Source organism: Lysinibacillus sp. DFXJR4 (assembly GCF_057196045.1).
Genome location: NZ_JBXUNW010000009.1, coordinates 79,046 through 93,419, shown reverse-complemented (window position 1 = coordinate 93,419; position 14,374 = coordinate 79,046). Strand labels below are relative to the sequence as shown.

The window sequence follows — 14,374 nt, the reverse complement described above, 5'->3', positions numbered from 1 at the left end:
ATGATTGAATTATCGATTCAATTATTATTATATATTATTGCTATTCTTTTATTATTTTGTGGTGTAGTAATGATTTATTTAATCTATCAGAGAAGGTACGAAGAAAGAAAGAAGCATGTGATGGAAAAGTATATACAAAATACAAAAATTCTTTGGCAGGAATACTTTCTAGAGGACGACCGATTTACTGTTACGCTAATTCCTAAAAATAAAATTCAAATATTAGCGGTAGAACACATATTTTTATCGTATTTAAGAAATATATCCAATCCAATTATTCAACAAAAGATCTATACTTTTGCACAGATGTATTTAAAGGAATATTACCAAAATGAATTAAAATCCAGAAACTGGAGTAAGAAAATGAATGCAATGTATCGCATTGCTGATTTCCGTATAAAAGAGCTTATCAGTACTTGTGAAGTATCCATTAAACGCAAACATTCAATAGAAGTATTTCAGCTATTTAAAATCTATTCTATTCTTGAAAAAGAAAAATTTATTCAAGAAATATGGCTATATAATGATTCTTTTTCACAAAGTGAGTATAAAAAGTTATTCTCATATTTAGAAGTAGAGATGCTCCAACGACTTATGGAAAAGATGGAAAGATTACAACAAGCAGCACAATATGCTTTGATTGATACAATTGCAGCAAAAGGTAGTATGGATGTTATCGAGGGACTTGAAGATTTATTAGCAAGTGAGGATACTGAAATTCGTATTCGTACTCTTCGAGGACTAGAAAGAATTGGGATTATCCGAGATTTAGAGACGTATATTCCATTTGTCAATTCGTCAATATGGGAAGAAAGATTAATGGTCGCAAAATTATTTAGGTATGCACCTTTAACATATACTGCCGAGCATTTAGAAAAATTGTTACAGGATAGTAATTGGTGGGTACGATCGCAAGCAGCAAGCACGCTAATTGAAGATCCACGAGGTTATCAGAGATTAAAAGAATTCATTGCCACAACAAATGACCAATATGCAATTGATATGGCTAATGAAGTATTAGGAAAAAGGATGCGTGCAGTATGATTTTACGTGACTATTTAATGTGGTTTTTTGGTGGGTTAATCATAATTTATATGCTACTAGTTATAGTAACGTATGGACTTATGTTCTTCTTTGCTCTTTTAAAGTTAAGAAAGGAACATAGACTTGATCAAACTGAAATGGATGATATGTATATTGATGCGTTCTATTCTAAACCAGTATCTGTCATTATACCTGCTTATAATGAAGAAGTAGGTATTGTGGATAGTATCCATTCTCTACTTAGCTTACACTATCCAGAATTTGAAATAATCATTGTCAATGATGGTTCTACTGATCGCACGCAAGAAATAGTTATTGAGCAATTTCAAATGAAAAAAATCGAAAAAGTTATAAAAATGGAAATCCAAGCAAGTCCGATTGTTCAAATCTATCAATCGCAAATTCACCAAAATTGTTTTTTAGTTGAGAAAGAGAATGGTGGAAAGGCAGATGCTTTGAATGTCGGTATTAATGTTGCAAGATATCCTTATTTTTGCTCCGTTGATGGGGATTCCATTCTAGAGAGTACATCTTTATTACGTTTAATGAAACCTATTGCCTTATCTGATGGTGAGGTAATTGCAGCAGGAGGCAATGTCCAAATTGCCAATGGAATGAATATGCAACTTGGCTCCATATTAGAAACAAACTTATCTAAAAATTATTTAGTGACTATGCAAATTATTGAATACTTTAGAGCTTTTTTAATAGGGCGAATTACGCTAAGTAAATTTAACTTGGTTTTAATTATCTCAGGTGCATTTAGTGTATTTTCGAAAAAATGGGTGGTAGAAGCAGGTGGCTATACTAAAAGTATGATTGGTGAAGATATGGAACTCGTAGTAAAACTTCATCGATATATCCGTAAAAAGAAGGAAAATAAACGTATTGAATTTGTAGAGAACCCTGTTTGTTGGACAGAGGCACCAGAAACGATGGCCGTTTTAAGGCGACAAAGAAGAAGATGGCATCAAGGATTATTAGAGAGTTTATGGAATCATAAATCTATGACTTTTAATCCGAGATATGGCGGTATTGGGTTATTATCCTTCCCCTATTTTTGGCTTATTGAAGGATTAGGACCGATTGTCGAACTTGGTGGATATATTTATATTGTTTTTGCTTTTTTCTTAGGTGATATCTATTATGAGATAGCCATTTTGCTACTTTTATCATTTGTACTTTATGGTGTTGTATTTTCAATGATGGCAGTGCTATTTGAAGCATGGAGCAAAAATAAAACGTTCAAGGTTGCTGACTTAATACGTATGATGTTACTAAGTTTTACAGAAATTTTTTGGTATCGTCCCATTACACTATTTTGGCGCTGTGAAGGTCTTTTGAACTTCTTAGTAAGAAGACGAGAGTGGGGCAAAATGGAACGTAAAGGTATTTCAAGCAAGGAGCAAGAATCGATATGAAGCGAATTTATTTGGGAATTATAGTAGTGCTATTGCTTATAATGATACCAATAGCTCTTTGGTTTGTGTCACCTAATAAACAACTAAATGTTGCCATCATTGATAAAACAGTGAAGGATGAATCATATCGAGAGCATTTAGGGTTGACTTGGCTATTAAATTTTTTAAAGTACGAACATAGAGATGGTCAATATGATGAGTCCAAGGATTATTTTGGCACAATTCCAGATGAAAAAAATAACAGTGTGTCTACTTCTGAAATACCAAAGGATTACAAAGATTATGATGCAATCTATTTGGCGGACACGTATGGTGTCTATGAAGATGATCTTAACTCGAAGCAAGAAAGATTGGGGGCACGCACAAAGAAAATTGTTGGTGGATTAGAATCGCAAGAATGGGATGCGATTATGAAACGTTTAACTAGTACAGAAAAAAGTTTATTTATAGCAGAATTTAACTCTATTGCATCACCAACATCTCCTGAAGTGCGAAATCAAGTGCTAGATTATTTGAAAATAGACTGGTCTGGTTGGATTGGCCGCTATTTTGAAGAATTAGACTATAAAAAAAATAATGAAATTCCACAATGGGTTGTTGATAAATTTAAGGATGACTGGAAATATGAAGGTGGGGGCTTCATATTAGTGAATGACTTTACAGATGAGGTATTTGTTTTAGAATTAAATAAACATATTGATAAAGAAGGTATTTATCTTAATTTCACTAAAGCAGGACAAGAGTTCTTGCATGTTTCATCAAACCCACGATATGATTACTGGTTTGATATTGTTACCGCGAAAAATGAGCAAGATGTTTTAGCGAATTATGAGTGGAGCTTAACTGACGAAGGTAAAAAATTATTAAGTGATCATGATGTCCCTTTTTCATTCGCAGCAGTTGTTTCGGGTGAACAAAAAAATGCTACAAAATATTACTTTGCAGGCGATTTTAATGATATTAATAAAGTGCCATTCTTCTATAAAATAAAAGGGCTAGCATCAGTCTATAAAGTATTACAAAATTTCGCAGATGATGCTTTTTATTGGTCAGCATATGTACCGATGATGAAGTCTATTTTAGAAGAATTTGAGAAAAAAGAAGTTAAGCAGCAATCTGATGGTTCAGCAAAAAATAATTTAGGTTATAATGCGCGTATTAATGATCAAACATTTCAAATTTTAAAAGATGGGCAGTGGGAATCTATCACCCTCAAAGGCGTTAATATGGGAATGGGAAAACCAGGTTATTTCCCTGGGGAGGCCGCCATAACGGAGGATGAATATTATCGTTGGTTCCAGCAGATTGGTAAAATGAATGCCAATACAATCCGAGTCTATACGTTACATCCACCTGGCTTTTATAGAGCCTTAAAAAGATATAATGATGAAGCAGAAAATCCTTTATATGTATTACATGGAGTGTGGATTGAAGAGGAAGGTTTAGAGGAAACTTTAGATGCTTATGATCCTACAACGCTTAAGAAATTTCAAGAAGAAATGAAAACCCTTGTAGATGTTATTCACGGTAATAAATATGTAGAGCATGTAGTAGGGCATGCATCTGGTTATTATGATACAGATGTTTCACAGTATATAATCGGTTGGATTATTGGTATAGAATGGTACCCTCATATGGTGAACGGAACAAATGAAAAGCATCCTACTATTGGGCAGTATGATGGTGTTTATTTCGAAACAAAAGATGCTTCTCCATTTGAATATTGGATTGCAGAGCAAATGGATTATCTTACACAATATGAACAAAAAAATTATGGCTGGATACATCCTATGAGCTTCACAAACTGGGTTACAACAGATTTATTAGATCATCCATCTGAGCCGAATACGGATGAAGATATTGCAAGTGTTAATCCGAATGTCATTTATACAAAAGGGTTAGCGAAACAAACAGGTCAATTTGCATCGTACCATGTGTATCCATACTATCCAGATTTCTTTAACTATGATCAAAAATACTTGTCGTATGTAGATCATCGTGGAGAAAAAAATAGTTATGCAGGTTATTTAGCGGAATTACATGCTGCACATCGTATGCCAATATTAATCGCTGAGTTTGGAATCCCTGGTTCACGTGGTTTAACTCATGATAACCCATATGGTTGGACTCAAGGATTTGTATCAGAACAGGGACAAGGTGAAATATTAACTCATCTGTTTGAGGATATTATGGCAGAGGATTTACTTGGAGGATTAGTATTTACTTGGCAAGATGAGTGGTTTAAACGTACTTGGAATACGATGGACTATGATAATCCGAACCAACGTCCTTATTGGTCTAATGCACAAACAAATGAACAACAATTTGGTTTATTAAGCTTTGATCAGCATAAGGTACAGGTTGACGGAGATATATCAGAATGGAAAGCTCCTCTCTTATATGAACAACAAAAAAACAAGCCTTCAATGAGCGTTGATTATGATGAAAGATACTTGTACCTCCAATTAAAAGGAGATTTACTCAATAAAACATCCTCTACTCAAATTCTATTAGATGTGATTCCGAATCAAGGAAAAACAGCAAAATCAGATTTGAAAGGAGTAACGTTCAGTAATGGTATTGAATTTGTTGTCGAGCTTAATAAGAAGAAGGAGTCACGTATTGTCATTGACCCTTATTATGATTTCTATTCTTATTTATATGGGCATGAATTAAAGCTTATCGACATCCCCTCTCCAAACGTTATGAAAGAAAACACTACGTTCAGTCCGATTTACTATGCTTTAAATAAGGAGCTCTACTTGCCAGAACAGGATATAGCAGTACCTTTTGCAGCTTATGAAACAGGCAAATTAATAGAGGGGAATGGTAATCCGAAGGCAAAGAATTATAATTCCCTTGTTGATTATAATTGGAGCGACAAAGGAATTATAGAATTACGTATCCCTTGGTTACTTCTTCAAGCAAAGGATCCTAGTCATAAAGAGTTTATAGGCGATTTTTATAAAGAAAACGGAGAAGTATCAGTTTTTGTAGATAAAATAAATATAGGTGCATTGTTTGTTAATGATAAGCAGGAGGTTGTGTCTTCGTTGCCAGAGATTGAAAAAGGTGTACTTAATCAATTGCATAGTTTTACATGGGATAATTGGAAGATGCCTAAAACAAAAGAACGATTAAAAAAATCCTATGAAATTATGCAAGAAACATTTAAGAAATTTAAATAGTAATTTAAAGGAGAGATAAAGATTGATTCAGTGGAGAAAGCTTCTCATTATAGCCATACCATTTGTGCTTTTATGTATGAATGGGATGACTATAACGAAAGCAGAATCTTTCATAGAGCACAAAGAAATTACAGATTTGAATAAGGAATGGACGATTACATTTAATCATCCTGTTAATAGCGCATCCATTACTAACTCTTCAATTACAATTAAAGATGAAGCAGGAAATAATTTTCCGATTACATTAGAGGTTAATGAAAATAGAGTGAAAGTGAAGCCTGAAAAATCATACGAAAACTATACGACATATACTTTAAATGTTCAAAATAATATAGAGAATGATAAATCAAAACTCTTAGAAAATAGTTTCAAGTTGATTTTTACTACTAATTTTGCAATTGAGGATATGGAAAAAATAACACCTTTAAATACTGCTAATTATCATGGGCAGGCACTTGTGACACTATCCTATGACGATGGCTATCGAAATTGGTATGATAAAGCATTACCGCTTCACTCAAAATATAATATGCCGGGAACTTTTAATATTATCGGTAATAAGGTGTACTCAGATGATGAAGTTTATATGAATCCATCTCAATTATGGGTTGCATATGATTTAGGTTTAGAAATTGCCTCTCATACACAAAATCATCCATTTCTAACAAGGAAATCTGAAGATGAGATTCATGATGAATTTGCCGAAAGTATCAATACAATAGAGTCTTTATTAGGAAAAGGTGTCGTTTCAACAGTTGCGATCCCCTATTCCGATTACAATAAAGAAATACGGGAAATTGCTATGCAATATTTCGACGGTATTCGTGTACTTGGAAGAGAAACTAATATAATGAATGATTATGATCCGTACTGGCTAAAGTCATATGCCATTATAAATACAACAGAATTTTTAGATGTGAAAAAGTGGATTGACAAAGCAGTTGCTGAGAATTCATGGGTTATCATTATGTTGCACGGTATTACAGAAGATCGATTAGAAGAATATGAAACAACACCTGAAATTTTAGAACAAATTATGAAATATATTAATGATTTAGGTAAAGATTCTATTTTACCAGTGAATACAAAGGAAGGATTACAGCTTACAAAACAATAAATTAAATAAAAATAGAAAGCTGAATCGAAAGATAGAAGTTAAATGTTGGTCATTCAAGCCTAGTATATAATTTAAACTAAAATGAGTAAATTTTGAAGCAACAAATTGTCTATTAGAGAAATGAATAAAAGAAACTTAAAGCAGGCACAGTATACTCTTGTCTACTGTAAGCCGAAATAAAAAAATAGCACACCCTCGTGGTACGCACCATCCAATGGCCATCTATCATAATGCTTTTTTAGATAGGTGGCTATTTTGTATATATTGTCTGGAGTTTTTCGACCAAGGCAACAGTACATTTGTATCTAAGAGGGATGATGGTAAATTACTTCGATTTTATGCCATTATTGAAACGAATCATTTCGCTTTTTCTTTAAAGTGAATAATGAATAATCTAGGATGAATTTTGATATTCAATCGACCTGTATCTTCGAAGATGGTGATTGAATATTTTGTACTTACTAATCTAACCATTTTGGAAGGTCTAAGAAAATATATTTTAATTTGGCAAATCACCAAAAATTGAGAATGACAAAAGCGTAATATATTCATATCAATTGATTGCATGGAGCAAAATAAAAAATGTAGTGAAAAGTAACATGTTGTTTGTGGAAAATCCCCCGAATTTTATTAACTATCTATGTATTAACATTCTTCAGTGTTGTATTAAAAAAATTTTTACTACACTTAAAAGAAATCCAAAATAGCCGAAAAATAATTATAGGTTGAAAATTCACTATGTATGACTTTCTTAATTAAGAGATAAATCAGTTTTGGATAAAATTAATGACATCGTAAATATGCCTCCAATAAAAAACTCCTAACAAAAACTCTAAATTTTTTTACAACAGATTTTGAATAACTTTAGTCAAATTGATAGCTGTATTGAAATTAACGAAAAGCGAATAGTTCTAAAGGATTATAAAACGGTAATGCTTTTATTTTTTATAAATAAATAGTTCCTTTTTTCTTTTTTGATTTAAAATGTTTAGGAATTGTTTAGTTGTATTTAGTACTATATATGTGTTGTAAAATTATTTATCTCGAAATTTAGAGTTAAATGATCTATTTTAACTAAGGGATTTAGAGTGCATGAAATGATGGTCTAATACTTAACAATGAAGTGCAGAGTCATTCGTAACTTCATTTCTAGTTAGACAGAAATATGTTAAAAATAGGCAAAAATAGATAAAGGAGTAATTTTTAATGGAGATCAAAACAGAATCACCAAAGTTAGCTTTATCAAAAAAAATTACAACGAAAAAGGCTATAATTGGCGTTATTGGACTAGGCTATGTAGGGCTACCACTAGCACTAGAAATCACTAATAAGGACTTTCAGGTAATTGGATTTGATAAGGATAATGGAAAAATTGACAAATTAAAGGCTGGTCAAAGCTATATTGTGGATTTGCCAAGCTCAGTCATTCATAAGGCTGTGAGTGAGGATGGATTTGTCCCTACAAATGATTTTTCTAAACTTTCATATGCTGATGTCATTGTTATTTGTGTACCAACGCCAACAACAGCTGATGGAGCACCAAATATTTCATATATTGAAGAAGCCGCTATAGCCATTCAACAAAATCTTTCTAGCAATACACTGATTATTCTTGAAAGCACGACCTATCCAGGGACTACGGAACAAATTGTTCAACCAATTTTAGAAAAAAGCAATTTTGCCATAGGGCAGGATATATTTTTAGCTTATTCACCTGAACGTGTCGATCCTGGAAATGTAAATTTTTCAGTTTCAAATACACCAAAAGTAGTAGGCGGTATAACAGAAGCGTGCTTGGAGGTTTCGAAGCTCTTTTATGAAACTGCACTTAAGACAAATGTATTTTCTGTCACAAGTCCGAAGATAGCTGAAATGGAGAAGTTATTAGAAAATACATTTCGTCAAATAAATATTGCACTTGTCAATGAATTAAGTCGGATTTGCCATAAAATGGACATTGATGTTTGGGAGGTCATTGAAGCAGCTTCGACAAAGCCTTATGGTTTTATGCCCTTTACACCTGGCCCTGGTGTCGGTGGTCATTGTATACCGGTGGACCCAAAATATTTATCGTGGGCTAGCCAACAGCATGGCATTCCGGCAACTTTAATAGAGGCTGCCGATAAAATTAATGATTCAATGCCTAGTTTTGTAGTTGATAGATTGAATAATTATTTAATAGCTCAGAACAAAAAGCTAAATGAAGCAGAGATTGTCGTAATTGGTGTTGCCTATAAGCCAAATATTAACGATTTTCGGGAATCACCCGCATTACAAGTGATTGGTGAGCTAAAGAGAGCGCAGTGTAAGTTAAAGATAGTTGATCCGTTTATTGAGTCATTTACGATAAAAGAGGAAAATTTTAATACGGTGCTATTAACTGAGACTTTAGTCCAAAAAGCAGATGCAATATTAATTTTAACGAATCATAAAAATATTGATTATGCCTTAATCGATCAACAGGCTGCTTTAATTTTCGACACAAGAAATACCCATTTTTTATTTAAAAATGAAGAATATTACAAACTGTAAGGGGAATTTCGTAGACATGAGACAACTAAAAATATGTAGTCTACTATTTATTTTATTGTTAACTGGATGTCAAACTTCTAATGAAGATCATCAGGTCAACCCTGTCGACTCCACCATTGAGATTAAAGAGCATGATGGAACGATGAGCACAGTTTATAGTCATGCCAGCATACTTGACCAAAAGGTTGCAATTACCTTCAACGGACTTGCAGATATGGAGACAATGCAAAAGCTTTTAAAGGCGTTAGATCAGTCCAATATGAAGGCAACTTTTTTTGTGGAAGGTATGCGAATAGCACAGGATCCTGATTTAGTAAAAGATATCTTAGCAAGAGGACATGAAGTAGAGAATGGAACATTAACGTTTCCCGAAATGGCAGATTTAAGCTACGAGGAAACCTATAAGGAAATTTTCTTAGCAAATGAAGTATTTAAAGAACAATTAGGATATTCGCCAAAGTATGTTCGTAGTCGCTCTGGTGACTCCACCGATAATATGCGTTTAGCAACAAAAACACTAAATATGAAGGGTGTCGTAGAATCTTCTATTAATCCTAAAGATCGTAATATGCAAAGTGCAGAGGAGATAATGGATTATATTCATCGTTTTATTAATAGTGGATCGATTATTCATTTAAATACGTATATTAATCCAGCGGTTATTGATGTGATTCCACTATTGTCCCAGTACGGAAAGGAAAAAGGATATGTCTTTACCACATTAACGGAAGTGTTAGATGAACAATATATTGCCAAACCTTTAGAAGAAATTGAGGGCTATGATGCTATTAAAATAAATCCAGATTATCAAAATGTTAAACCTAATATATTCTATCGCAAAAATACAACGAAAAAAGAAATTTCTTTATCCTTTGATGATTGGGCAAGTGAGGAAAGAATTAAAGAAATTTTAGATATTCTTGATAAGTACCATGTAAAATCAACCTTCTTTTTAATAGGAAAGGGTGTGGAGAAGGATCCTCAATTGGCGCGATTAATTGTAAATAGAGGTCATGAGGTTGCAAGCCACTCCTACAATCACCTCGATGTTACGACCATGACTCCTGAAGAATTGCAGGAGGATGTGGTAATGGCGCATAAGGCATTAACATATGCCTTACAGGAAAAGCCTTTACTATATTTTAGACCAAATAAAGGTGTTATTAATGAAGAATCTGCAAAAATTATTGCTGCTACAGGTGTTACTTCGATTGCCATGTACGATATTGCTTCTTTTGATTGGAATTTAGAGTTATCAGCTCAGGATATTTACAATCGTGTAATAAGCAGAGCTGCTCCAGGAAAGGTAATTGTTATGCATATTTTAGATGGGACAAAAACAGTAGAAGTATTACCATCAATAATTGAAAAGCTTCAAAAAGATGGGTATAGCTTTTCAAAGATGTCTACTTGGATTGAAGAAGATTCGAATAAGAAAGTGAATTGATAATCATGAATAAGAAAAAAGAGGTCTTAACGATACCGCGTTCTGATCGGCGAATACTATCAAATATTCCTGACCCAGAAAATATACGAAGTCTTGTGAATCGACGAGGTGCTTCCTATCAAACTGAGGAAATCGACCCTACAGATGTCAATGAAATATATCGGTTACAGCTTCTAAGTCTCCGTTATGAAACTAATTTTGAAGTACAAATTAAAAGAGCTAGGAAAAAAATAACGAATGAAAAGCATTTTGCAGAGGATATTTCTGTTACAGGTATTCTCATCTATTCACTAAGTCCGAACAACTTATTAATGGATGAAATTATCAAAATGAATTTCACTATTCCTGGTGGAGCAATGCCAGAGGGCTATGAATCAAAAGTAAATCTAAAAGCAAAAGTAGTACGTTCCTTTACGAAAGAGGTAGATGGTGAAGTAAGGTACTATTATGCCTGTGAATTTTTGGAGCCATTAAACGATTATATGACAAAAAAGCGTTGGGGACTTTCAATATTTGTAGCAAGTCTATTTCTATTGATAGTTTCGCTTATCGTCATGCTGATGCGAGCAGAAAGTGTCATCTACTTTAGATTTAATAAGTTTCTATATTTATATAGTATTATTGCGGCAACATTTCTACTAAGCAGATATTTATTTGGGATTTTCTATAGAAATGTTCCGATAAATCCTAATTACGAACCGGGTGTTTCAATTATAATTCCTGTTTTTAATGAAGAGGAGTGGATTCACCGCACCATTTTAAGCTGTATAAATCAGTATTATCCTGTTGATAAGCTGGAAGTTATTGTCGTGGATGACTACTCAACGGATAGGACTGAGGAAAAGGCCAAGGAAATGATTGAGCTGATTCATAGTGAGGGTGGACGCTTTAAAACAGAGGATCGCTTAAGCTTCCATAAGCTACCCCAAAATGGTGGGAAACGGGAGGCATTAGTGGCAGGGGTACATCTTGCCAAGCATGATCTAGTTGTTTTTGTGGACTCAGACAGCTTTTTAGAACCCCATGCCATTCGGAATTTAGTGCAGCCCTTCCAGGATCCACAAATGGGTGGTGTAGCTGGACGTACAGAGGTTGAAAATAAATTCACTAATGCATTAACGAAATTACAAACAGTTCGTTATTATATTGCCTTCCGTATAATGAAGGCTGCTGAATCTTGGTTTGATACCGTAACATGTCTATCTGGACCACTAGCATGTTACCGGAAAGAGCTTATTTTGAAGAACGAGACAGCATGGTTAAATCAAAAATTTCTTGGGCAGCCTGCAACCTTTGGTGATGACCGAAGTATGACGAACTATATATTAAAAACACATCGCACGGGCTATCAGGATAATGCTGTATGCTCTACGATTGTTCCATCAGAGTCAAAGGTATTTTTATCGCAGCAAATGAGGTGGAAACGATCATGGCTACGTGAATCACTACGAGCATTTTTATTTATGTGGAAAAAGGAACCATTTATGTTTCTGTTTTTCGTTATCGGTTTAATTGTGCCGATAGCAGCTCCTATTGTGGTTGTCTACAATTTAATTTATGTGCCAATAATGCATGGTATTTTCCCAACCACTTTTTTAATGGGTCTACTATTAATGGCTATGCTGATGAGTCTGGCCCATCTTTTCTTTAGAAGGAGTAAATTGTGGGCATTTGGCTTTATCTTTGTCCTTTTCTATGAATTTATTTTACTATGGCAAATGCCAGTTGCATGGGTTACTTTTTGGAAATCTACATGGGGTACAAGAGAAACACCCCAGGATGTCATAGCAAAGGAAAAGAAATTGGAAAAGCAAAAATTACGAAAATCCCGATTTTCGATTCTAAAAAATAGAAAAATGGGTGAGAAGGAATGAGTAAAAAGAATATTGTATTAAATCCAGCTAAAAAGAATCGAAGGAAAATCATCCGCTCGATAGCACAATTAATCGTCGTTCTATTTTTAGCAGTTGTTTTAATACGTGTCGTATTTTTAACAGAAAAAAGGGTTGAGGAAAAGGTTCCATTAGAAAATAAAGATGGATTTATCGCCTTATCGTATTTTGGTGTGAGTAGAGGTGATTCTCCTAAATATGTATCGAAGAAAAATTTAAAAGAACAATTAGCATTGCTCGAAAGACAGGGCTATAAAACAATTACTCAGCAGGATATTCTAGATTTTTATGAAAAAAATAAGCCACTTCCAGAAAAGTCGTTATATTTATCATTCGAAGATGGTCGTACGGATTCCAGTATCTTCGCTCAAAATATCATGGAAAATCTAAATTATAAAGCGACGATGTTTACGTATGCGAATAAAATGGATACGCGTGATAATAAATTTTTGAAGCCAAAAGACTTGTTATTAATGGAAAAAAGCGGGTATTGGGAATTGGGATCTAATGGCTACCGATTGACATATATTAATATTTATAATGATAAAGGACAGTCATTAGGAATGATTGATGAAAATGATGTGCCGAATAAAACAACGATTGAATATTATAATCACTATTTAATGGATTTTATTCGTAATCCATACATGATCCCAAGTGAAACACGTAAGGAAATGGAAGCACGAATTAAAAAAGATTATAAATTGATGCATGATATATATAAAGAGGAGTTAGGAGAAGTTCCTAGAGCCTATGCTATTATGCACGCAAATTCACTCTATAATAATATGGAGCCGTTAGTACAAAGCGTGAATGATAAGCAAATTAAGGAAACTTTTCGTATGCATTTCAATCGCGAGCAGGGAGCCTATAATAATGCTGATGCTGATTTTTACAATTTAAGTCGGCTACAGGTATCTCCTTACTGGTCTACTAACCATGTGATGATGAAAATTCGTCAGGCAAGTAAGCAAAATGTAGAATTTGAAGTAGGCGATCAAGAGTTAGCTAAGAAATGGTCAATTGTAAATGGTGCTGTACAATTTAAAAACAATGAGATGACCATCACTTCACCCCCCTCTAGTGAAGGTCGAGTACTATTAAAGAAAGCATTGCCAGAACAATATACTGTAAACTTTGCTTTTAAAGGAAATGTTGTTGGACAACAGTCTATCTATTTAAATTATGACGAAAAAAATAATAGCTATATTCGTGTAGCCCTTGTAGATAATGAAATTGTTGTTTCTGAAAAATCAGCAGGAGCTGGTGTTGTTGAGAAGGAACGTTTCCCATTAAATGAAATAAAATGGAATGAAGAGGAGTATGCATTTAATAAAGCAACTGTCTACTCCTATCAGGATACGCAAAGGGGCTCTAGAATAGATGAGGAAGAATATCCAAGAAATCTTACAAAAAAAAGAGTATTTAATATTACGGTCAATAAAGATAAAATAAAAATAGATGTAGATAAGGAATTGTCCAAAACAATTGAAGTAAATCCAGCAATCCAAGGCACTCGTATTGGATTTGGTGCGTTGTTCAGCAAGAAGGATACCACCCATGAACAATATGCGGACGATATATATGATACATTAATCGAAGATATAATAATTTCAGATAAGAATGATCAAACAATTTTTACTAACCAATATACGAATTTCGATAAAGTAAAGTATAAAACAGCGACAATATTTAATCATGTAGTTGATTTCTTTATTGAAACCTTCTAAAAC

General features: G+C 33.6%; 8 protein-coding genes. All 8 read left to right on the top strand.

Going from position 1 to position 14,374, the window contains the following annotated elements; all coding sequences use genetic code 11:
• The 8 genes from AC2CGN_RS17135 (at position 1) to AC2CGN_RS17100 (ending at position 14,371) form a co-directional block, all read left to right on the top strand.
• Entirely contained in the window at positions 1 to 1,044 is a 1,044-nt protein-coding gene (locus tag AC2CGN_RS17135; protein WP_429985989.1) for a HEAT repeat domain-containing protein, read from the top strand.
• Entirely contained in the window at positions 1,041 to 2,465 is a 1,425-nt protein-coding gene (locus AC2CGN_RS17130) for a glycosyltransferase family 2 protein (protein WP_286925765.1), read from the top strand. The genes AC2CGN_RS17135 and AC2CGN_RS17130 overlap by 4 nt, the downstream gene beginning before the upstream one ends.
• On the top strand, positions 2,462 to 5,653 hold the full coding sequence (locus AC2CGN_RS17125; protein ID WP_484515126.1) for a hypothetical protein: 3,192 nt from the start codon (positions 2,462 to 2,464) through the stop codon (positions 5,651 to 5,653). The genes AC2CGN_RS17130 and AC2CGN_RS17125 overlap by 4 nt, the downstream gene beginning before the upstream one ends.
• A 22-nt stretch (positions 5,654 to 5,675) precedes the next feature.
• A complete protein-coding gene (locus AC2CGN_RS17120) occupies positions 5,676 to 6,770 on the top strand; it encodes a polysaccharide deacetylase family protein (RefSeq protein ID WP_484515124.1) in 1,095 nt (364 codons plus the stop codon).
• A gap of 1,206 nt (positions 6,771 to 7,976) precedes the next feature.
• A complete protein-coding gene (locus AC2CGN_RS17115; RefSeq protein WP_484515123.1) occupies positions 7,977 to 9,302 on the top strand; it encodes a nucleotide sugar dehydrogenase in 1,326 nt (441 codons plus the stop codon).
• A 16-nt stretch (positions 9,303 to 9,318) separates the two neighbouring features.
• Complete coding sequence (locus AC2CGN_RS17110; RefSeq protein ID WP_429982879.1) at positions 9,319 to 10,749, top strand: polysaccharide deacetylase family protein; 1,431 nt, start codon at positions 9,319 to 9,321, stop codon at positions 10,747 to 10,749.
• A gap of 5 nt (positions 10,750 to 10,754) precedes the next feature.
• A complete protein-coding gene (locus tag AC2CGN_RS17105) occupies positions 10,755 to 12,623 on the top strand; it encodes a glycosyltransferase family 2 protein (RefSeq protein WP_484515121.1) in 1,869 nt (622 codons plus the stop codon).
• A complete protein-coding gene (locus tag AC2CGN_RS17100) occupies positions 12,620 to 14,371 on the top strand; it encodes a polysaccharide deacetylase family protein (protein ID WP_484515119.1) in 1,752 nt (583 codons plus the stop codon). Before AC2CGN_RS17105 ends, AC2CGN_RS17100 begins: the two co-directional genes overlap by 4 nt.
• The last annotated feature ends 3 nt before the right edge of the window (positions 14,372 to 14,374 follow it).